21 protein-coding genes are annotated in these 21,455 nt (G+C 67.7%); 8 read left to right on the top strand and 13 right to left on the bottom strand.

Annotation, left to right across the window (positions count from 1 at the left end; translation table 11 throughout):
• Positions 1-55: 55 nt before the first annotated feature.
• From GPX89_RS36810 to GPX89_RS36780, 7 genes are all read right to left on the bottom strand, one after another.
• Complete coding sequence (locus GPX89_RS36810) at positions 56-691, bottom strand: TetR/AcrR family transcriptional regulator (RefSeq protein ID WP_157392341.1); 636 nt, start codon at positions 689-691, stop codon at positions 56-58.
• A gap of 70 nt (positions 692-761) precedes the next feature.
• A complete protein-coding gene (locus GPX89_RS36805; protein ID WP_157392340.1) occupies positions 762-911 on the bottom strand; it encodes a hypothetical protein in 150 nt (49 codons plus the stop codon).
• Between the two features lie 121 nt (positions 912-1,032).
• The gene (locus tag GPX89_RS36800) at positions 1,033-1,566 is read right to left on the bottom strand and encodes a LysM peptidoglycan-binding domain-containing protein (protein WP_328602721.1); all 534 of its coding nucleotides are present in this window, start codon (positions 1,564-1,566) and stop codon (positions 1,033-1,035) included.
• A 102-nt stretch (positions 1,567-1,668) separates the two neighbouring features.
• Positions 1,669-2,268 (bottom strand): cupin domain-containing protein, encoded by a 600-nt coding sequence (locus GPX89_RS36795; protein WP_198347769.1) that lies wholly within the window; start codon positions 2,266-2,268, stop codon positions 1,669-1,671.
• Complete coding sequence (locus tag GPX89_RS36790) at positions 2,261-3,373, bottom strand: 4Fe-4S binding protein (RefSeq protein WP_157392338.1); 1,113 nt, start codon at positions 3,371-3,373, stop codon at positions 2,261-2,263. The genes GPX89_RS36795 and GPX89_RS36790 overlap by 8 nt, the downstream gene beginning before the upstream one ends.
• The gene (locus tag GPX89_RS36785; RefSeq protein WP_157392337.1) at positions 3,370-4,344 is read right to left on the bottom strand and encodes a 4Fe-4S binding protein; all 975 of its coding nucleotides are present in this window, start codon (positions 4,342-4,344) and stop codon (positions 3,370-3,372) included. The genes GPX89_RS36790 and GPX89_RS36785 overlap by 4 nt, the downstream gene beginning before the upstream one ends.
• Positions 4,345-4,434: 90 nt before the next feature.
• Complete coding sequence (locus tag GPX89_RS36780; RefSeq protein WP_157392336.1) at positions 4,435-5,004, bottom strand: TetR/AcrR family transcriptional regulator; 570 nt, start codon at positions 5,002-5,004, stop codon at positions 4,435-4,437.
• A gap of 67 nt (positions 5,005-5,071) precedes the next feature.
• On the opposite strand from GPX89_RS36780, the gene GPX89_RS36775 reads away from it, so the two are divergent.
• The 3 genes from GPX89_RS36775 to GPX89_RS36765 are packed head-to-tail and all read left to right on the top strand — an operon-like array spanning position 5,072 to position 9,121.
• A complete protein-coding gene (locus GPX89_RS36775) occupies positions 5,072-6,010 on the top strand; it encodes a haloalkane dehalogenase (RefSeq protein WP_157392335.1) in 939 nt (312 codons plus the stop codon).
• Positions 6,007-7,650: a sulfatase-like hydrolase/transferase gene (locus GPX89_RS36770; protein ID WP_157392334.1), complete on the top strand. Its 1,644-nt coding sequence runs from the start codon at positions 6,007-6,009 to the stop codon at positions 7,648-7,650. The genes GPX89_RS36775 and GPX89_RS36770 overlap by 4 nt, the downstream gene beginning before the upstream one ends.
• On the top strand, positions 7,640-9,121 hold the full coding sequence (locus GPX89_RS36765; protein ID WP_198347768.1) for a hypothetical protein: 1,482 nt from the start codon (positions 7,640-7,642) through the stop codon (positions 9,119-9,121). The genes GPX89_RS36770 and GPX89_RS36765 overlap by 11 nt, the downstream gene beginning before the upstream one ends.
• A gap of 22 nt (positions 9,122-9,143) precedes the next feature.
• Here the strand turns inward: GPX89_RS36765 and GPX89_RS36760 are convergent, their stop codons facing one another.
• Entirely contained in the window at positions 9,144-9,593 is a 450-nt protein-coding gene (locus GPX89_RS36760; protein WP_157392333.1) for a MarR family winged helix-turn-helix transcriptional regulator, read from the bottom strand.
• 70 nt (positions 9,594-9,663) lie between these two features.
• Between GPX89_RS36760 and GPX89_RS36755 the strand changes: the two genes are divergently transcribed.
• A complete protein-coding gene (locus GPX89_RS36755; RefSeq protein ID WP_407939542.1) occupies positions 9,664-10,221 on the top strand; it encodes a phenolic acid decarboxylase in 558 nt (185 codons plus the stop codon).
• A gap of 52 nt (positions 10,222-10,273) precedes the next feature.
• Here GPX89_RS36755 and GPX89_RS36750 read toward each other — a convergent pair whose 3' ends face one another.
• The gene (locus GPX89_RS36750; RefSeq protein ID WP_157392332.1) at positions 10,274-11,074 is read right to left on the bottom strand and encodes an AraC family transcriptional regulator; all 801 of its coding nucleotides are present in this window, start codon (positions 11,072-11,074) and stop codon (positions 10,274-10,276) included.
• A gap of 66 nt (positions 11,075-11,140) precedes the next feature.
• Between GPX89_RS36750 and GPX89_RS46085 the strand changes: the two genes are divergently transcribed.
• The 4 genes from GPX89_RS46085 to GPX89_RS36730 all read left to right on the top strand — a co-directional run bounded on the left by GPX89_RS46085 (position 11,141) and on the right by GPX89_RS36730 (position 15,233).
• Positions 11,141-12,481, top strand: a complete 1,341-nt coding sequence (locus GPX89_RS46085) for a zinc-binding dehydrogenase (RefSeq protein WP_198347767.1) — start codon at positions 11,141-11,143, stop codon at positions 12,479-12,481.
• A 405-nt stretch (positions 12,482-12,886) separates the two neighbouring features.
• Positions 12,887-14,236, top strand: a complete 1,350-nt coding sequence (locus GPX89_RS36740; RefSeq protein WP_328602720.1) for a glycosyltransferase 87 family protein — start codon at positions 12,887-12,889, stop codon at positions 14,234-14,236.
• A 55-nt stretch (positions 14,237-14,291) separates the two neighbouring features.
• Complete coding sequence (locus GPX89_RS36735; RefSeq protein WP_157392330.1) at positions 14,292-14,801, top strand: DUF3237 domain-containing protein; 510 nt, start codon at positions 14,292-14,294, stop codon at positions 14,799-14,801.
• A 24-nt stretch (positions 14,802-14,825) separates the two neighbouring features.
• Positions 14,826-15,233 carry a nuclear transport factor 2 family protein gene (locus GPX89_RS36730; RefSeq protein ID WP_157392329.1) on the top strand — a complete coding sequence of 136 codons (408 nt, stop codon included), beginning with the start codon at positions 14,826-14,828 and terminating at the stop codon, positions 15,231-15,233.
• Between the two features lie 6 nt (positions 15,234-15,239).
• Here the strand turns inward: GPX89_RS36730 and GPX89_RS36725 are convergent, their stop codons facing one another.
• The 4 genes from GPX89_RS36725 to GPX89_RS36710 form a co-directional block, all read right to left on the bottom strand.
• Positions 15,240-16,238 carry an alpha/beta hydrolase gene (locus tag GPX89_RS36725; RefSeq protein ID WP_407939537.1) on the bottom strand — a complete coding sequence of 333 codons (999 nt, stop codon included), beginning with the start codon at positions 16,236-16,238 and terminating at the stop codon, positions 15,240-15,242.
• Between the two features lie 86 nt (positions 16,239-16,324).
• Positions 16,325-17,077 carry a fumarylacetoacetate hydrolase family protein gene (locus GPX89_RS36720; RefSeq protein ID WP_157392327.1) on the bottom strand — a complete coding sequence of 251 codons (753 nt, stop codon included), beginning with the start codon at positions 17,075-17,077 and terminating at the stop codon, positions 16,325-16,327.
• Between the two features lie 4 nt (positions 17,078-17,081).
• Entirely contained in the window at positions 17,082-20,027 is a 2,946-nt protein-coding gene (locus GPX89_RS36715) for an FAD-binding and (Fe-S)-binding domain-containing protein (RefSeq protein WP_235948923.1), read from the bottom strand.
• Complete coding sequence (locus GPX89_RS36710) at positions 20,024-21,325, bottom strand: MFS transporter (RefSeq protein ID WP_207710609.1); 1,302 nt, start codon at positions 21,323-21,325, stop codon at positions 20,024-20,026. The genes GPX89_RS36715 and GPX89_RS36710 overlap by 4 nt, the downstream gene beginning before the upstream one ends.
• Positions 21,326-21,455: the final 130 nt, after the last annotated feature.

The following is a 21,455-nucleotide window of genomic DNA, read 5'->3' as shown; positions in this document are numbered from 1 at the left end:
GTAACCATGGACTCCCGCTCCGCAATTGTCAACAAGGGTTCTTAAAGAATGGGCGTCATCCCAGGTAGGACGCCATCGCATCGACCAAAGCCGCACGCGCACTGCCCAGATCGGCGGCCGAGAGCAGCCGGCGCTCACTATTGATGCCGCGCATGGCCATCGGGATCAGGAACCGGATCCGGCCCACCTTGTCCGCGTCGAGGGACAGGTCCGCCAGCGAATACTCGAAGGCCCGGAACCAGGCGTCCTCGTACCCGGCCATGGCGGCCGCGGTCCGCGGAAACGCCGCGAGCCTTTCGTTGCGATCGTTGGGCAGGCCCGAGCGCAGCGTCTCGACCGCACGACCCTCCGGGGTATCGAGGATGGTCCAGATGGCCTCGATCATCTCCCGCAGCCGCTCGCGGATCGATCCGCTGAAGCTGGGCCAGATCTCGGGATTGTTGGCGCCGCTGCGGTCGGTCACCTCGATCAGCACCGCCGCCCACAACCCATCGAGGTCACCGAACTGATGCTTCAACGTCCCCCAGCTGACCCCGGCCTCGCGGGCCACCCGGTTGGCCGACAGCGGCTCCCCGAATCCCGCTGCGAGACAGTTGATGGCAACATCGAGCAACCGCTGCCGGGTCTCGCGGCCGCGCCGATTGAGTCGAGTCCCGGCCGCTGATTGCATCGTCGGCCCCACGCCGGTCATCAGTGCCTCGTCTTCGCTGGTACAGGCTGTTTGCCGAGTGATCGTATCCGGTTCCGGCAGCGGCGATCGGTCATGGGCGTACGGTCTGGTCGCCGTCCAGCGCGGCGGCATCGGTGAACAGTGTGATCATTTCGGACCAGGACAGCGCCGAATCGCTGTGCGAGACGGCCGGGCGATCGAGCGCTGGGCCGATCGCGACGGTCTCGGCCAGGCGTTCCAACCGGGTTGGGCACCCCCGAGCCCGATCCACCTCGCGCGAATGCAGCTGGCGCTGCGTCAGACCCGCAAGAAATAGCGCGTCCGGCCCCGTGTGAGGCAGATCGAACCCGGCCGTTGTGCCTTCAGGGGATGTTCAGAACCTGCCCGACATTGATCATGTCCGGATTGTCGAGCCCATTGGCCCGCACGATCTCCATGAATCGATCACGGCTGCCGAGTTCGTGTTCCGCGATCAGTTCGAGGGTGTCGCCGGGTCCGACGGTGTAGGTGTGCGGTCGCGACGCACCCGGCGCCGACGCGGCGGCTTCGGCCGCCGAGGTCGGGATATCGGTGGCGGTGCGCGTCGACCAGACGGCCTTGTCGCCCGCGTACAGCACCAGATTGCGGTCCGGCAGCAAGGTCAGCCGAGTGCCGCCCTTGCCGTTGGTTTCGGTCGACCAGGCGGCCGAGCCGTCGGATTTGTAGAGCACGAAATTGCCGTCGTCCTGCATGACGGCCCGCTGCACATCCTGACCGTGGGTGCCCGAGGCCCACACCTCGTCGCCCGGTTCGTTCAACACCAGATTGCCGTCGTTCTGCAAGGTCAGCGTGTACGTGCCGTTCTGAAGGGACTGACCCAGCCCGAGTTCGTCACCGATCTGCAAGGTATCGCTCACGACTGTTCCTTTCTCAGAAGGTTCACTCGCTGTCGATCGATCACACGCAGTACACGGTCATGTACCCGAAGAACGATACGCCTGGAAATCGGGCCGAAGATCTCACCCCGCTTCGAAGATATGGGCACGCAGACCCGGTGCCGGGGCGTAGCCGCGGCGGCGGGCGAGGCGCATCGCCAGGGGCAGCAGGACGCGGCGTTGCGCCGCGAGCGGAAGACCGGCGGCGAAGGTCACCGACCCCGGGGTGCCCAGCATCATCAGCAGGTGGAGCAGGCGAAGTTCCTGCTGGGAGTTGGTGTTTCCGTCGCGGATGGCGTGGCCGAGGGTCTTGCCGAACGACAGCATCCACACCGGGCCGGGTGAATAGAGGGTGCGGAGCACGATCGGCTCATCGGAGTCGTTGTAGGGATCGACGTGGGGCGCGCCCGGCGGAATGATCAGCTCATCGCCGAGGGGCAATGTGCCGGAACGTATTCCGCGCCTGTAGCGGGCTGCCCGGCCGCTGAGCAGGAACGAATGCTGCGTGATGCCCGGGTGCACGTGCGCGGGTCCCTTGCCGGTGCCCGGCGGCAGGATCCGGGTGATCCCCAGATACTGCCGTCCGTCGACGAAGAACCACGGATGGATCTCGAGGCGTGCGCCGTTCGCGCCCGAGTAGATCTCGAAAATCGGCAGGTCGCGGCGGAAGTCGTAGCTAGTCATGGTGTTCGGGCACCGGATCGATCTCGGGGGCGGGCACCTCCACGCGACGCGGATGGCGGATCGTCTTGTGCGGGAACCGTGTTCGCACATGGTCCTCGGCCGCGGAATCAGCGTCGACGTAGACGTATTCCGGCTTCCGGGTCAGCGGTCGCACGATGTCGCGGGCGTGCGCCTCGGGATCGGCGACGTACCGGCCCAGCACGTCCTCCCCCGCCGGGCACACGGCCACGCAGTACCCCGCCCGGAACTGCGGCTGGAACGACAGGCTCTGCCACACCGACAGGGTCTCGCCGGGGGTGACCCGGCGGCGGTAGTCGGCCGCGTCGGCACTGTCGACGACCTCCTCGACCCAGCCCGCGAAGTTCGACAGCTCGTGGTGGTTGTTGTGGGTGAAGCACGCGTCGAAGTCGAACCCGCCGTCGGCGTGGATCGCGCCGACCGGACAGGTGGTCACGCACAGCCCGCAGTCGATGCACGGGTTCGAGGCGGTGGGCTGCGAATACCGGGAGATCGGCCGGTCGAGCAGGATCGTGCCCAGCACGATGAAGGTTCCGAACTTCGGGTGGATGACATTGCGGTGCAACCCCATCTGCCCCAGGCCCGCGGCCACCGCCACGAGTTTGTGCGAGACCACCCAGCTGCGATTCGGATACCGGTGGATCTCGGCGGGGAATCCGCTCGCCGGATACAGTGCGCGCACACCGCGCCGCTGCAATTCCAGGCAGATGCGCCGGGCCGCCTCGTGCGCCAGCTCCTGGGTGGTGGCCACATCGCGATTGGCGGCGCTGGTGGATCGGCTCTGCAGGTTGTCGCGGCTGGTGCGCAGGCAGAATCCGATGAGCGACCGGGTACCGGGGAGCGCCTCGAGCACGTAATCCCGTTCAGCCTCCAGACCCGGGGTGGACAGTGCCACGAATCCGACGTCGTCGAGCCCGGCGCTCGAGCACAGCTCCCGCAGCCATTCGGCGTCGAGTTCGGCAGGCTCACCGGGGGTTTCGTGCTCCGCCCGGGCCCGTGCCGCCGCGACGGTCGGATGTTCGTGGTCGCGGGTCCCGCGCCGGACCGGTACGTGCAGGGGACTCCACAGCCGCTCGGCGTCGTTCATTTCGCCTCCGGGGCCGCGTCGATGCCGTCGGGCGGCATGATCCCGGTATCGACGTAGCGCACGGTCTTGGCCTTGTACCGTTTGCGCACATGGGTTTCCGCGTTCGACCCGGGACTCACGTAGATGTTCTCCGGTTTGCGCTGCAAGGGGCGCAGCACCAGCTGCAGGTGCTCCTTGCGGTCGGCCAGGTACGGTCCGATGACGTCCTCACCCGCCGGGCACACCGCGACGCAATACCCGGAGCGATACTGCCGCCGCGACTGCATGGTCGTCTCGCGCGGGCTCATCCGCTCGGTGTAATCGGCGGCGTCGCGGCTGTCGGCCATGGTCTCGGCCCAGTCGGCGAAGTTGTTGACGAACTGGTTGTAGGTGTGGGTGTAGCAGCTGTTGAAATCGAAGCTGCCGTCATTGTGGATCGCCCCCACCGGGCACGCCGCCACGCACAGGTAGCAGCCCAGGCACGGATTCCAGTCCAGCGGTTGGGAATACGGCGCGATCTCGGCCTCGGTCAGCACCGTGCCCAGCCCGATGAAGCTGCCGAACTTGGGATGGATCACGCACCGGTGGATCCCCATGTGCCCCAGGCCCGCCGCGACCGCCACCGGCTTGTGCGACACCGTCCAGCCGCGGCTCGGGAGCCGATGCGCCTCCACCGGAAACGTCACCGACGGGTACAGCGTTCGAAAACCACGGTCCTGCAACGCGATACTGATCTTGTGCCCGATCCGGTCGAGTACCGGGATCGCGGTGTCGATCTCGGTATTGACCAGGCTGGCCGCCCGGCTGGTGAAATTCTCCCGCGACAGCCGTACACACACCGCGATCAGCGACCTCGTACTCGGCAGCGCCTCGCGCACATACTCGACCTCACCCTCGAGGCCCTGGGTGTCGAGGGCCGCGAACCCCACATCGTCGGCACCGGCCTCCAGGCATAGCTCTCGCAGTTCCGTCGCATCCAGGACACGCGTCATGTCACTACCTCCCGGAGATATAGACCTCGGCCGACGCGGAAATTCATCGGTTGGGAGCCAACGACTTCGGCGGAACTCTCGAAAACCAGCCTATCCGCGCGCTCGGTCGGTGAGCATGCGAGTGAGTACCGCGGTGACAGCGGCGCGGGCCTCCGCGGGTGACAGGGATTGATGGCGGCGCAATACTTCCCAGGTCTCCCACGAGCACATGGCGTAGGCGGCCTCGCGGGCGGCGGGTTCGAGCGCGTCCAACTCGGGCAGATGGGTGCGCAGGTGGGCGCGCAGAGCGGCGCGGCTCTCGTTCAATCGTTCCGAGAGCACCGCGGATTCGTGTTCGCGCAGCAGTGCGGCGCGACGGGTGCCGGTGACGTTGTCGAACAGCTGGGACCGCACGGTGACCAGCGCATCGATCCGCTCGCCGAGTTCACCGGTGACCGGTTCCAGCAGCACCACCCAGTGCCGGGCGATCTGGGTCTGGGCGGCATCGAGATACAGCGTCTCCAGGTCCCGGAAGTGGTGATACACCGAGCGGGTCGCGACGCCGGCGCGCTCGGCCACCGCCTGCGCGGTCGGCTGCAGGTTGCCTTCGTCGATCAGCGCCAGCGCGGCGTCGAGCACCGCCTGACGGTTCTTTGCCGCCCTCGCGGTACGTCCGTCCATCGCGAGCAACCCTACACAGCCGCCAGAAATGTTGCACGCATCATGCAAATACCTTTAGGGTCGGACCATGCACGCATTGCGGACACCGGAGGAGCGGTTCGCCGACCTGCCGGACTTCCCCTTCGAGCCCTACTACCTCGAGGTCGCGGCCGGGGACGGGAGCGATACCCGGCTGCGGATGCACTATCTCGACGAGGGTCCCCGCGATGGGGAGATCGTCCTGCTGCTGCACGGCGAACCGTCCTGGAGCTTCCTGTACCGCACCATGATCCCGGTGCTGGTCGCCGCAGGGAAGCGCTGCATCGCACCGGATCTCATCGGATTCGGCCGCAGTGACAAGCCCGCCGAGCGCGCGGACTACAGCTATGCCCGCCACGTCGAGTGGCTGCGGGAGGCGCTGTTCGACGATCTCGACCTGTACGGCATCACGCTGGTCTGCCAGGACTGGGGTGGGCTGATCGGGCTGCGCCTGGTCGCCGAGCATCCCGAACGATTCGCGCGAGTGGTGGCCGCCAATACCGGGCTGCCCACCGGCGACGCGAAACTGACCGACGCCTTCGCCGCCTGGCAGCGGTTCTCACAGGAGACCCCGACCTTCCCGGTCGGCTCGATCGTCGCCGGCGGCTGCCGGACCCCGCTCTCACCGGAAGCGGTCGCCGCCTACGACGCTCCGTTCCCCGACGAGACCTTCAAGGCGGGCGCCCGCGCCTTCCCGCTGCTGGTCCCGACCCGCCCCGACGATCCGGCGGGCCCGGCCAACCGGCGGGCTTGGGAACGCTTGGCGCACTTCGGCAAACCGGTGCTCACGGCCTTCTCCGACGGCGACCCCATCACCGCCGGCGGCCAGCGCGTCTTCCAGGAGAAGGTGCCCGGTGCCGCGGGACAGCCCCACACCACCATCGTCGGCGGCGGTCACTTCCTGCAGGAGGACCGCGGCCCGCAGCTCGCCGCGGTGGTGGCCGACTTCATGGCCGCCACCCCGACCATCGAAGGATCCGCGAAATGATCAGCAGACGAGGCTTTTTCGGCACCGGAGCGGCCGCGGGCGCCACGGCCGCCGCGGTCGCGGCCGCCGGGCCCGCGGCCGCCACGCCGCGACGCATGGACAACCACCCCGACAAACCGAACATCCTCGTCGTCATCGTCGACGAGATGCGCTTTCCGATGTGGTTCCCCGAACAGCCGGTGCTGGACACGATCCTGCCGAATATCGCCGCGCTGCGGGAGAAGTCGGTCTCGTTCCAGCAGCACTACACCGCCGCCAACGACTGCACGCCCTCGCGCGGCGCGCTGGTGACGGGCCTGTACTCCCATCAGACCGGCTGCCTGTCCACCTCGCAGTCCGAGCTCGCGGCGGGCTTCCCGACCTGGGGCTCGATGCTGCGCGACCAGGGGTATCTCACCACCTGGTGGGGCAAATGGCATCTGGGCCACTACGCCGACACCACCCCGGGCGGCCTGGACCGCTACGGCTTCGACGGCGGCACCTATCCCTCCCCCAACGGCGCGCCCGAACAGGGCTTGCAGATGGACGGGCGCATCGTCGATCAGTTCGTCGACTGGTTCAACAACGCTGCGGCACAGGGGCCTTGGTGCACGACCGTGTCGCTGGTCAATCCGCACGACATCCAGTGGTGGCCGCGCTGGACGCGACGCACCCTGGCGTACAACGACATTCCGCGCTGGATCAACGACCTGCCGGGCAACTTCGAGACCCTCGATCAGCTCTCGCGCAAACCGCGGCTGCAGAAGGCACTGGTGGAGGTGTCGGCGGTGACCTTCGGGCTGGCACCCTACGGCACGCCCGGCGCCGACCAGGAGTGGATCGACCTGCGCAACCTCTACCTGTGGTTCCAGCAGCAGGTCGACCTCCAGATCGGGCGCGTGCTCGACGAATTGGCGTCCCAGCCCGAGGTCGCTGCCAACACCGTGGTGGTGTTCACCTCCGACCACGGCGACTACGCCGGATCGCACGGCCTGCACGGCAAGGGCGGCGCCGCCTACGACGAGGCCATCCGGGTGCCGCTGTTCATTCACGATCCGCGCGGACAGCTCACCCCGGCCCCCGGCACGCGCGATCAGCTGACCTCCAGCATCGACCTGGCCGCATTGCTGCTGACCATCGGCACCGGCGGCGACGGGTGGCGCGGCGACGGCCGCTACGCCCACCTGGCCGGTCGGCACGACCTCGCCGCGGTCGCCCGGGATCCGCGCGCGCCGGGCCGGCCGTGGGTGCTGCACACCACCGACGAGCACTCCATCGAGGAGGCCGCGGTGCGGTTCAACGACGACGCGCCCGGTCATGTCATCGCGGTGCGCACCGCCGAGGCCAAGTTCGTCCGCTACTCGCACTGGGTGCAGGGCTCGGCGCAGATCGACGCGGGACAGCAGGAGGAGTACGAGCTCTACGACTACTCGACCGACGACGGTCGGCTGGAGCTGGACAATGTCGCGGCCATCGGAGGAACCCTGCGCGACACCATGAGCCGACTGCACGACGAGGCGGTCGGCGAACTCCACGAGCCACTACCCGCCTACCTGCTGCAGGCGCAGCAGGACGGCTGGAACGACTACAACACCCAGACCGCGAAACCCTTCGGCGAGCAGCTCTCCGACTTCCTGCGGGACGGTATCGGTGCGAAATAGCCTCCGAGGCGGGGCTGTCACGGGCGCCACGGCCGGACTGCTCGTCGCGGTGGCCGGTGCGGCCGCGGCCCTCCCGATCCCCGCCGTTCCCGGCGCGCCGCCCACGTTCATCGGCAATCCCGCTGTCGCGCAGCCGGTTACCGATGTGCCGTCGGTCCCCCAGCATCCCTACCTCGCGCCCAACGGCAAGTCCGGCATCCACGACGACGGCTGGATGAGCAATACCAGCACCGTGCCCGGACCGCTGGGCCACGATATCCGGACGGTGTCGGCCGTGATCGGCGGGGAGTGCGGGTCGCTGACCTTCGACCGCGCCGGACGCATCGTCACCACCTGCATCGGCCCGTCCCCGGCGCTGTATCTCCTCGACCCGGTCACCCTGAACGTGCTGGGCCGCACCGCGTTACCCGGCGATCCGGGCGCTTTCCTGAAGCCCGGCGCATTCGGCAATTTCACCGGCGGCGCGTACTTCTATCTGGACAACCAGGATCGCGCGGTGATCGCCTCACGTGACGGCCACGTCCGCATCTTCGCCGAGAACGGCGGCGACGGCTTCACCCTTGTGCACGACTACGACCTCAGCGGTGTCCTGCGCCCCGGCGAGACCTTCAACTCGGCGCTGCCCGACAGCAAGGGGCTGCTGTGGTTCGTCACCCGCACCGATGGCGTGGTCGGCACGCTGGATTTGAATACCGGTGCGGCACAGGTGATCCGCCTCGGCGAGGGCGCCGAGGGTGAGATCGAGAACTCCTTCGCCGTCGGTAATGACGGCGACGTGTACATCGCGACCAACCGGGAACTGCTGCGCTTCGACGCCGGCCCCGGCGGCGAGCCCGCCGTCACCTGGCGGGTCACCTACGCCAACAGCGGACTGCGCAAGCCGGGCCAGGTCGACGACGGCACCGGCACCACGCCGACCATTCTGTCCGGCGGCTATGTCGCCATCACCGACAACGCCGATCCGATGAACGTCGTCGTCTACCGCACCGCGCCCGAGGCGACCCAACGGCAGGTGTGCGCGGTCCCGGTCTTCGGCGCGGGCGCGAGCGACACCGAGAATTCACTGATCAGCGCGGGCAACGCGTTGATCGTCGAGAACAACTACGGCTACTCGGGCCCCGAGGCCGCCCTGCTCGGCAAGACCACCACCCCCGGTTTCGCCCGCATCGACATCGACCCCGACGGCAATGGCTGCCACCAGGTTTGGGCCGATACCACCGAGTCCGCCCCCACGGTGGTGCCCAAGCTGTCCCTGGCCACCGGCCTGATCTACACCTACACCAAGGGCGTCGAGGTCAACGACCCTTGGTACCTGACGGCCCTGGACTTCCGCACGGGGGCGACGGTCTGGAAGCAACTGGCCGGAACCGGCCCTGGCTTCAACAACAACTACGCCGGAATCGCGATCGGCCCCGACGGCACAGCGTATCTCGGTGTTCTCCCCGGCCTGATCGCCATGCGCGACAGCTGATCTGCCCGGACCCGACTGCTGGTCAGGAGCGTTCCAGCTCGGCCAGGAGTCGGGTCAGCGCGGGCAGGGCGGCTCGCAGGGTCTTGCGGTCGGCCGGGGGAAGGGCGTCGATCGCCGCCTGCAGGGTCTGCGCGCTGGCGCTGTCGTAGCGGTCGAGCAGATCGCGCGCCAGGGCCGACGGGGCCAGATGCACCACGCGCAGATCGGTTTCGGAGGCCGTGCGAGTGATCAGGTGCGCACCGGTCATGGCGCGCACCAGATTGCTGATCGTCGACGGCGCCATGCGCAGCCGATCGGCGAGCTCCTTCGGCGTGGCCGAGCCGGTGGCGGTCAGCGCGCGCAGCAGTTCGATCTGGGCATCGGGGAGGTCGGGCAGTCCGGCCGCCGCGCGGGTCCGGCGCAGCACGGCGCGGCGCAGCGGCCCGAGCAGCCCGCTCAGGTGGCGTGCGATGGCGGCGTCGGCGGTGGTCATGCGCTCAGTCTCGCATGGTATACAGTTTTCTGACAAAACAGTTTTGTCACAAAACTACATCCACGTGACAATGTTCGGAGGCAGCATCATGCGCGACAACGGCGAGTTCGTCACCACCGTGGAGAATCCGGTTCCGCCGCAGGACCTTTCGGGTTTCGTCGGTCACCGCTTCATCTACACCTACGGCAACGGCTGGCAGTACGAGATGTACGTCAAGAACGACCACACCATCGATTACCGGATCCACACCGGCCACGTCGGCGGGCGCTGGGTCAAGGATCAGCAGGTGGATCTGGTGCAGATCGACGACGACTGCTTCAAGGTGTCGTGGACCGAGCCGACCGGCACCTCGGTGTGCGTGAACATCCTGCCCGGCAAGCGCCGCCTGCACGGGGTCATCTTCTTCCCCGACTGGATCCGCACCCACGGAGAACGCACCGTGCTGTTCCAGAACGATCACCTGGACCAGATGCGCGCCTACCGCGACCAGGGCCCGACCTACCCGATCTACGTGGTCCCCGAATTCGCCGAGATCACCTTCATCGAGAACGTCGGCCCCGACGACGAATCCGCCATCGCCTGCGCCCCCTCCGACCTGCCGCCCGGCTGGGCCGACCGCACGAACTGAACGGCGCCGACGCCGGACCCCGTACCGGAACAGCGCCCGCTGCCGAGCGCCGCTACGGCGATCCTCGGCCGGCTCGGTAGCGGCCCGGGGTGGCGCCGACCAGGTTGGTGAAGGCGGCGATGAAGTGGCTGGGGTTGGACCAGCCGCAGGCGTGGGCGGTGTGGGTGGTGTCGTGGCCTTCGGCCAGAAGGATGAGGGCGTGGTAGACGCGGAGCTGGGTTCGCCACTCGTAGAAGGTCATTCCCAGTTCCGACTGGAACAGGCGGCTCAGGGTGCGTGAGCTGGCGCCGATCGCGCGACCCAGATCGGCCAGGGCGGTGTTGTCGGCCGGGGTGTCGTAGAGCCTGCGGGCGATCGCGCGCAGGCGGTCGTCGTGGGGTTCGGGCAGGTGAAGGGGATTTTCCTGGGCCCGGTCGAGTTCGTCGACGAGGACGCGGCGCATGCGGGACTGTGCCGCGGGATCGTAGGCGCGTGCGGTGCCGTCGTAATTGCCGGGGCCGGTGAGGGTCAGGATCAGTTCGCGGGCGAGATCGGAGACCGCGAAGACGGCGGGCCGATCCGGCGCGAGCCGGGCCTGGGACGGGGGCAGGAACAGGATGCGCATGTCGGTGTCGCCGTGCGCGCGGTGATAGTGTGCGAATCCCGCTGGCGTCCAGGCGATTCGATTGGCGGGCACGATCGACGTGCCGGTCTCGGTGTGCACCGACAGCACGCCGCGCGCGGCGTACACCAGGTGCCCGCGCGGATGGGAATGCCCGGTGCTGGCACCCCCGGACGGCCACAGATGCGCCCCGCCCGACGCCCATAACCGCGAGACCGGGACGGTATCGGAGGTTTGGCGGCGAGCGGGCATAGCTTGGCAGTCTATCGGTAGCTCGCCAGGCCCGCACTCGGTGAGAGTGGACGAATGATCGAAAACGTGAGCACGACAATGCGAGCCGCGATCTGTGTCGCCGCGGGCGGACCCGAGGTGCTGGAGGTCCGTGAGCTGCCGGTGCCCCGCGTGCGCGAGGGCTGGAGTCTGGTGCGGGTGATGGGCGCGGGCCTGAACCGGTCGGAATTGCGGACCCGGCAAGGGCATTCGCCGAGCGTGCGATTCCCGCGCGTGCTCGGCATCGAATGCGTCGGTACCGTGGCTGCCTCGACCGATCCCCGCCTGCCGGAAGGGACCACCGTCGCCGCGGTCATGGGCGAGATGGGCCGCGAATTCGATGGCGGCTACGCCGAATACGCCCTGCTGCCCAATTCCCTGCTCATGCCGATCGAAACCGAGCTGCCCTGGGAGGTGCTGGCGGCCCTGCCCGAGACCTACCTGACCGCGCAGGGCGCAATGGACGCGCTGGGCGTCGCGCCCGGTGATCGGTCCCGCCTGCTGATCCGCGGCGGGACGTCGTCGGTGGGAATGGCGGCCGCATCGATCGCCTCCGGCTACGGTCTCGATATCGCCGCCACGACCCGCCAGCCGGGCAAGGCCGCTGCCCTGACCGGCGCGGGTGTCGATCATGTGCTTCTCGACGACGGCGGATCTCCGGCCGAGACCATCCGCGAATTCTGGCCCGAGGGACCGGATTACGTGCTGGATCTGGTCGGCTCGGCCACCCTGGCGGATTCGCTGCGGCTGGTCCGGCGCGGTGGGACCGTGTGCGTGTCGGGCTCGTTGAGCGGGTGGCTGATCCCCGACTTCGAACCGATCGCCATGATCCCGCCCGGCACCAAGCTCACCGCTTTTCACAGCGACAGCTACAAAGGTGAGACGGCCCTCCTGCAGCGGGTCGTGCGCGAGGTCGAGGCCGGTGTCTACCGCCCCAACGTCGACCGCGTCTTCCGCCTGGACGATATCGCCGAGGCCCATCGCTACATGGAGGACAACCGCGCCACCGGCAAGCTCGTCATGCTTCCTCGAGCGTCACTGCGCGGTCTTGCCCCAGACGAGTTCCCGGCTGTCGGTCGGAGAGGTGGCCTCGAACATGGTGAAGGCGGTGTTCACGGCCGGGAGCATCCGCATGCTGATGGCGAACATCTTCACCCCCGTCGGGTCGACCGGGGTGGGAACATCGGAGACTGTGAAATCGAGCATGGCGCCGGTGTGGTTCACCCGGCCGTGCACGGCTCCCGACTTCTCGTTGGACGGTCCGATCGGATAGGCCATTTCGTACCAGGTGCCCGGCTTGGATTTGGTCGGGTACTCGTAGCCGACCACCCAGAACTGGAAATTCGAGATCGGCATCGCGGCTTTGGCGTCCCGCAGCGCCTGGTGTAGCGCTTGCTGGTTGGGCGAAGTCACGAAGAAGCTGACGTCGAGCGTGCCCGTCGTCTGGCCGTCCCAGTGCAGGCTTTCGATGATTCCGCAGGTCCGCATCTGGTTGTTGGCGGGATCGTACGCGGTGCCGATTCCCGGATATTTCGGGACGCCGGTGTAGGTCGCCGGGGTGATGAGATCCGCCGCCAGCGTGGTCGCCGCGTCGAGCTGCAAACCGATCATGTATCCGCACGGTTGCGGACGCGGATGCTTCTCGGGAGCCGCCGCGTATTTCCAATCGAGGTGGTAATCGTACATTTCCGTGATTGTCCGCTACACGGTGATCGACTACTTGAAAATGATTGCGCACCAAGCGAATCGGCGCGCAATCAGCCGGGACCGGTTGGTATTCGGCATGAGCGCCGAGTGGCAATCCGGCAGCGGGGTTACTACGGTGGGGCGGGCAATCGGGAAGCCCACTACACGGGGGTGAGTATGCCGGTATCGGCGTTCGACCAGGTCACAGTCACACGAGAGGCTGCGCCGCAGCGGCGTTCGATCCCGCTGGTGGTGACGTGGGGTGTGGCGGTGCTGGGCGCGCTGGCCGGATGGTATTACCTCGGGCAGGTGGCGGCCGCGCCGCGCATGATGCTGCACCTGGTCGATCTGGGGGCCTACCAGGTCGCCGCCGAACGTGTGGTCGACGGTATCTCCGTATATGACAGCCCGTTGCGCGGTCACACGCGCGGGGTGTTCGAATTCGTCTACACGCCCTTCGCCGCAGTCATGTTCGCGCCATTGGCGTTTCTGCACGGATCGGTGTTCACCTGGGTCGGCGGGCTCGGCAATTTCGCGCTCCTGACCGGTTCGGTCTGGGCGGCATTGTCGGTGCTCGGCTACCGTTTCGACCGGCGGCTGCTGATCGTGGGCCCGTCCGTGGCCGCGATGCTGTTGCTGTGTGAGCCGATTCGCGAGACCGAGGCGTTCGGCCAGGTCAATATCCTCCTGCTGCTGCTCGTGCTGGCCGATATGGCGCTGCCGGACTCCTCCCGCTGGAAGGGTGCGATGACCGGCGTCGCCGCCGGAATCAAGCTCACCCCGGTGTTCTTCGTGGTCTACCTGCTGGTGACGCGTCGATTCCGGGCCGCCGGCACCGCGATCGGCGCGCTGGCCGCCACCATGGTCGTGGGTCTGGCGGTGCTGCCGAGGGATTCGCTGACCTTCTGGAGCGGCGCGTTCGCCGACCCGACCCGCGTCGGGGTCCCGGAGAATCCGCAGAACGAATCGTTGCGCGGAATGATCGCGCGCGCCTTGGGCGCGACGGGGGCGTGGCAATTGCTGTGGCTGGCGGCCGCGATCGCGATCGCCGTGGTCTGCCTGCTGCTGGCCCGCCGGCTCTGGGCCACCGGCCACGAACTGGCCGCGGTGACCCTGTGCGGTCTCACCAGCACCGTCGTCTCCCCGTACAGCTGGATCCACCACTGGGTGTGGCTGGCACCGCTGCTGATCTACCTGGCCCACTTGGCGATCCGCTACCGCAACCTGCCCACGCTGGCGGGCCTGCTGGTGACCTTCGCCGTCACCTCGGGCGGCGTCATGGACCTGGTCGACCTGCACTACGGCAGCGTGTTCGACCTCCCCGGCCGCGGCCCCTTCGCGGTCTTCGACCACAACGCCTATATCTGGCTGACGCTCGCGTTGTTCGCCGCGACCGCGTTCTGGCTGCGCCGCACCCAGCTCCAGACCCGGCCGGATCCGGTCGAGTCCCGCAACTGATACCCACGCCGATCCCACCCTTGGGATCCGCGCCCTAGCTGGCTATAGTTGACTCATGTCAGCTAGCACCACGCGAGGTGCTTCGGGAGTGCTGGAGGGGCCGGTCCGGTCGACTCTGGGCGTCGAACACCTGATGGACATCAACCTGAAATTCCAAGAGACACAAATATTCCGGACGCCCGCCGCGTTCCGATTGATCGCCGTCGCCGCACAGGGGACCTTCTCGGGCCCCAGGCTGCGGGGCGCGATCCGGCCCGGCGGCGGCGACTGGCTCACCATGGGCAAGGACCTGATCTGCCGGCTCGACGTCCGGGCCACCCTGCGGACCGACGACGGCGAATACCTGTACCTGACGGCCACCGGCCGGGTCGCTCTCACCGATCCGGCCGCGATGCAACGGTATATGGCCGGGGAGACCCTGCGCGGCGAGGACATCCGCGCGCGCACCCTCCCGGTCTTCGAAACCGGAGCCGAGCAGTACTCGTGGCTCAACGGCACCGTCAATGTCGGTTTCGCCGAGCTGTCCCGAACGCACATCGCCTACCGCGTCTACACCATCGAATAGTTCTCCCGCGGAATGGATTTCCCCATGACCACGACACTCGATCCGGCCACCGTCTTCGACACCTACGCCGCGGCGTGGTCGGCCCACGACGCCGACGCCATCATCGCGCTGCACACCCCCGACACCCAGTTCTGGCTGCATTCCGGCGCCCGGCCGATCCACGGCCGTCCCGCCGTCCGCGACGCCTTCGCCGAAATGTTCCGGCAATGGCCGGAATTCGGCTTCGACGTGCACCGGCTGCTGATCGGCGAGCGGCACTGGGTCCTGGATTGGACGCTCACGGCGGTGCTCACCGATGCGAGCGGGCGACCGCACCCGATCCGCTACGACTGCCTCGACATCGTCACCGTCGACTCCGCCGGATTGGTGGAGCGCAAGGACACCTACATCGACTTCCCGCAGGTCAAAGCCGTGCTGTCCGGGCTGGGCTGAGGCCGTTCATGCGCCGATGGCCGCCGCCATGACCGGCCAGAACGCGTGCAGGTCGTCCTGCCAGTAGCCCCACGAGTGGGTGCCCGGATGCGGCCGATACAGCGCGGGGATACCGAGATCGGACAACCGAGCCGCGAGATGCCGGGTGCACTGGCTGGTCGCGAACTCGATCGCGCCGCCCTCGACGATCTGGGTCGTCAGCAGGTTCTGATCGCCGTCGATCCGGTAGTCGCTCAGCGTGTCGTGACCGTCGGGGATCCCGGTGCCGCTCGAGATGTAGATGGTGTGGCCGCGCAACCGATCCGCGTGCAGGAGCGGATCATTCGCGGGCCAGCCGGGGCCGTCGAGCGGACCCCACATGTTCTCGACGGTCCCGCCGCCCTTCTCGGTGGTCAGCTTCACGTACTCCTGTCCGAGCGGAGTGCTGGTCTCCGCGCATCCGCTGAACGCGCCGACGGCTTCGTACAGATCCGGGGCCGTCTCGGTGAGCGCCAGCGCCGAGGTGCTCGACATCGACAGTCCGACAATCGCATTGCGTCCGGAATCGCGCAGGGCGGCGTCGATGATCCCGGGCAGTTCGGAGGTCAGATACGTGGTCCATTTGTTCCGGCCGAGGTTGGGGTCGTCGCGCTGCCAGTCGGTGTAATAGGTGGCGGCCCCGCCGTGGGGAATGACCACGTTGACGCCGGTGCCCGGCGCGAACCGCAGCAGGTCGGTCTTGGTCGGCCAGTCGACGTCCTGGCCTTCGGCGACCGCACCGATGAGCAGATACGCCGTCGGCCGGCCCGCGCTGCCGCCGTCGGGTATCAGGACGTCCTGTTCGATGACGCGATCCATGGCCGCCGAATAGACGTAGATCGCCAGCTCGTTGGGACCGCGCTGTTCGATCCGATCGAGGTACGCGCCGTGGGCGTGCGCGCTCGAGGCGATGACCGACGTGCATGCCACGAGCGCGCACACCACTGTCGTGCGGACCGCATTCCGAAGTGCGCGTGTATTTTTCATCGGATCGGCCCCTATCTACATCGGCATCCCCGCCTTTCCTAGGGTAGGAACTTCACTCCGCTGACGACGCGAGTTTCGATCAGGCGTTATCCACGCTCCACCACGGTGTTGCGCAGCACGCCGATGCCGCTGATCTCCACCTCGACCACATCACTTGGCAGCAGCGCTCCCACACCGGCGGGGCTCCCGGTCAGCAGGACGTCACCGGGCTGCAGGGTGATCCATCGGGTGACATAGGCGAGCAGTCTGCCGACGCCGAACACCATGTCCGAGGTCGATTCCGATTGCACCACCCGGCCGCCCACCCGGGTGGTGATGTGCAGGTCGGACGGCTCGCGGATATCGGTCTCGATCCAGGGGCCCAGCGGGCAGAAGGTGTCGGCGCTCTTGGCCCGCGCCCATTGACCGTCGGAGCGCCAATCATGGGCGGTGACGTCGTTGGCGCAGGTGTATCCGAGCACGTACTCCCCCGCGTGCTCGACCGGTACCCGGCGCGCGGTGCGCCCGATGACCACGGCCAGCTCGCCCTCGTACTCGAGTCGCCGCACGTCTCCGGGTCGCCGGATCGAGGTGTCCGGGCCGGTGATCGCGTTGGGGGACTTCAGGAACAGTGACGGCTGCTCGGGCAGGGTCCGGCCCTGCACCGCGAGGTGGCCGCGATAATTGCTGCCCGCGCACACGATGGTGCGCGGCAGGCACGGGGCCAGCAGTTCCAGCTCCGTGGTACGGGCCACGAGCGCGCCGGGTTCGGTGTCGCCCCAGGAGAATTCGTGCACCGAATCCCCGAGCACGACGCCGCGCCCGATTCGCCCGTCGACCGCGTATCGAACGATCCGCATCCCGTTACCCGTTCTCCGCCAGCGCTTCCCGCACCAGCTCGACCGGATGCCAGGCCGTGCGCCCGGCCCCGTGGAAGATCTGCTGGCGGCAGGAGACGCCGGTCGCGGCCACGATGGTGTCGGCCGGTTCGGCGGCCAAGGCCGGGAACAATCGATCCTCGCCGACCGCGAGGGACATCTCGTAGTGCTCGGATTCGAAGCCGAACGATCCGGCCATGCCGCAGCACCCGGAATCGATCTCCTCGACGATGACGCCGGGGATGCGGCGCAGCAACGCCATGGTGGCGGCGGTGCCGACCTCGGCCTTCTGATGACAGTGGCCGTGGAACACGATGCGCCGCCCGGCCAACGGCGAATCCGCGCGCAGCCGCAGCCGCCCGGCGTCGATGGCTTCGACGAGCAGTTCCTCCACCTGGCATACCCGGGCCGCCACCTCGCGTACCGCCGCGGAGTCCGGCATCAAGGCGTTGTTCTCGTCGCGCAGCATGAACACGCACGACGGCTCGCATCCGACGATCGGCGAGCCCGGGACGGTGGTGTGCGCCAGCGAATCGACCAGTCCCCCGGCCTTCTTCTTGGCGTCGTCGAGCAGTCCCTTCGACATGCTCGACCGCCCGCAGCAGCCCCCGGAGGCCAGCTCCACCTGCCACCCTGCCCGCTCCAGCAGTTCGATGGCGGCCTGCCCGATGTGCGGCTCGGTGAAGGTGGTGAACGAGTCGGCGAGCCAGTTCACCGTCCCCAGCGGCGCGGGCGCTCCGGCCGCGTTCCGGCGGGCGAACCAGCGAATCAGGTTGCGCCGCTGGAACACCGGCAGCGGGCGGGCCGCCGCGATACCGAGGGTCTTGTCCAGCGCGCGGCGCAGCAGCCAACTGCGGCCGGACAGGTTCGACAGCGGAGCGGTCGCCGAGCCGAGCCGGTTGAGCGAGCGAATCGACCCGAAAAGCCGTGAACGCAAGGGTGTTCCGTGGATCTCGTGGTGATGCGCGAGCGTTTCGGCCTTGAGTGAGGCCATGTCCACGCTCATCGGGCATTCGCTCTTGCACGCCTTGCACATCAGGCACAGGTCGAGGATCTCGTGCAGTCGCTCATCGCCCAGCGCGACATGGGGATCCGGTTCGGAGAGCGCTTTGACCAAGGCGTTGGCGCGGCCGCGGGTGGCGTGTTCCTCGTTCATGGTCGCGATGTAGGACGGGCACATCACGCCCGGCCCGGCCTTGCGGCACAGGCCGATGTTCATGCAGCGGTCCGCCGCACCGCGCATCCCGCCGACGACCTCGAAGGTCAGCTTCGTGGTCAGCGGCGGTGCGGGCGGCAGGGCGTCGCGGTCGCGCAGATTCTCGGTCATGGGCGCGGCGTCCACGATCTTGCCGGGGTTCATGATTCCGGCTGGATCGAACAGCTGCTTGACCTTTCGCATGGCCTCGTAGAGTTCCTCGCCGAAGATCTCGCGATTGAACTCGCTGCGGGCCAGGCCGTCACCGTGCTCGCTGGAGTTCACTCCGCCGTATTCGGCGACGAGATCCTTCACCGCCTCGGCGACCGCCCGCATGCGCGTCACCTGCTCGGGGTCGGTGAGGTCAACGAACGGCCGGATGTGCAGGCAGCCCACCGAGCAGTGTCCGTAGAAGCCCGCCTCCATGTGGTGTTCGTCGAGAATCTCCTTGAACCGCTTGGTGTACGCGGCCAGGTGGACCGGGTCGACGGCGGTGTCCTCGACGAACGCCAGGGGCCGGCGGGTGCCCTCACCGGCGGCCATGAGGAGCCCTAGGCTGGATTTGCGGACCTTGAGCAGCGCCTTCTGATCGGCGGGCGTCACCGCCCGCAGGGTGTGATAGCCGTGCCCCGAGCGCCGCCAGAGTGCCTCGAGCTCATCGAGTTTCGCGACCAGGGCCACCTCGTCGTCACCGCTGAAGGACACGAACAGCAGTGCGCCCGGATCGCCGACCAGAATAGTGCCCAGGTCCGCGTACTCGATCTTCTGCCGTGACAGTTCGAGGATGGTGCGATCCATCAGCTCGACCTGATGCGGATCGCAGCTCAGGGCGTCGGTGGTGGCGGCGATGGCGCTGTGCGTGTCGTCGAAATGGCCGACGGCGTAGACGGTGTGGGCGGGCCGGGGAATCAGATCCACCAGCGCATGGGTCGCGATCACCAGCGTGCCCTCGGCTCCGACCACGAACTTGGCCAGATCGAAGGGGGCGCCCTTCCCGAATCCGACCAGTCGATCGAGCCGATAGCCTCCGGCTCGCCGCCAGAACAGCGGCATCCCGGACCGGATGACCTCCTCGTTGGCGCGGACAAGGTCCGGCAGTTCCCGATAGATCCGTCCCTCGAGGGTGTCCGCTGTCGCGCGCCGTTGCCGTTCGGCGTCGTCGATGGGCTCGAGCCGTGCCCGCGACCCGTCGGCGAGCACCACATCCAGCGCCCGGACGTGATCGATGGTCATGCCGTAGGTGAGCGAACCGCTTCCGGCGGAATTGTTTCCGATCATCCCGCCGATGGTGGCCCGGTTGCTGGTCGAGGTGTCGGGCCCGAACATCAGGCCGTGCGCGGCCGCTGCCTTGTTGAGCTGGTCCTGCACCACCCCGACCTCGACCAGCGCGGTGCGGGTCTCGGCGTCGATGATGATGCGGTTCAAGTGCCGCGACATGTCCAGCACCAGGCCGGGTCCCACGGTCTGCCCGGCCAGGCTGGTCCCCGCACCGCGGGCCACGATCGGCACTCCGAGCTCGGCGGCCACCTTCACCGCGGCGGCGACATCTTCCGCGTGGCGCGGAAAGGCCACGCCCAGTGGGGTGATCGAGTACATGCTGGCGTCACGGGAGAACAGATGCCGGGTGTAGTCGTCGAAGGCGACCTCGCCGTCCATGACGGCGCGGAGTGCCTGCTCGAGCTTTCCGCTCGTCTCCGTGGCGTCGGCCGCCACGGTGTGGTCATCGATCATTGTCATTGAAAGTCCTTGTTGTCCACGGTCATCGGCTGCCTGGCCTCGGTCACGGTTACCGCTGCGCCCTGTGTCGCCGCCCGCAGCTGCTTGCGCAGGGTGAGCACCAGCAGGGCCGCGACCCCGAAGACGACTCCGAAGAACACCTGCGTCAGCGCGTATCCGCCGCCGCTGAGGTCGCTGAGCCAGCCGCCGACATACGGTCCGAAGAAGCTCCCCAGATTGCCCACGCCATTGATCAATCCCATGCCGGCCCCGGCCGCGGCCACCGGCGTGAGCTTGGTGACCGTCGCCCAGAAGGGTCCGTACCAGGCGATGGACGCCGCCGTGCCGAAGATCATGGCCAGCAGCACGATCCACTTCTGGTCCGCGGACACCAGACTCGCGCCCGCCAGGATCAGGGCCGCCGAACCGAGGACCACCGACATGTGCGCGATGTGGCCGCCCCGGCGATCGGCCGACCGTCCGACCAGGATGATGGCCGCGCCGGCCGCGATCTGCGGCAGGATTGCCACCATGCCGACCTTGAGGTCGGTGTGGAACGCTTTTTTGAGCACGCTGGGCATCCATAGGGTCAGTCCGAGCAGGCCCATCTGGGTGAGGGTGTAGATGAGGGCGAAGTGCCAGACGATGCGGGAGGTGAACGCCGCCTTGAACGTTCCCCGCGACTGCAGTTGCTCGCCCTCCTGTATGCGGGCGGTCTCGATGTAGTCGCGTTCGGTCGGTGAGAGCCATTTCGCCTTGGCCGGGGTGTCGCGCACGATCGCCAGCCACGCGATGAGGCCGACGATGAGCGGAGCGCCGCCCTGGATGATGAACATCCATCGCCAGTCGAAGTAGGTGAGGATGATGCCGGAGAACGGTGCGGCGACGATCGCGGCGATCGGGGTGTAGAGCTTGAATATTGCGAAGGCCCGGCTTCTTTCGGCGAAGGGGAACCAGGCGCGGATGGTGGTCATGAGTGCGGGCTGGACGCCGCCCTCGGCGACGCCTAGGAGAAATCGCGCTAACAGCAGCTGGCCGACCGAATTGGTCAGGCCCGAAGCCATGGCTGCGATACTCCACAACACCATCAGGATGGCGATCCACTGCCGGGCGCTCCATCGCTCGGCCATGTAGCCGCCGGGAATCTGCAACAGTAGGTAGCCCCAGAAGAAGATGCCGCTGGCCAGGCCCTGCTGTGCGCCGGTGAGATGCATATCCGTTTTCAGGTGTGGCAGGGCGAAACTGATGTTCGTGCGGTCGATGTAACAGATGACGTAGATGAAGACGACGACCGGCAGAATATAAGTCCACCGCTTCATGTGGGACAGTCGTCGGACAGGGGACGTCCGCTCGATCACGGCCTACCTCCTCGTAGGAAATCGCTCTGAGCGGAGCATCTGCGCGTGCGAGATCTGCGGGCCGGTATCGACGGCCGCCCAGCGTGGAGCG

This window comes from Nocardia terrae, assembly GCF_009760405.1.
Lineage (GTDB): Bacteria > Actinomycetota > Actinomycetes > Mycobacteriales > Mycobacteriaceae > Nocardia > Nocardia terrae.
The sequence above is the reverse complement of the archived record's forward strand: the minus strand, read 5'-3'. Positions and strand labels throughout refer to the sequence as shown.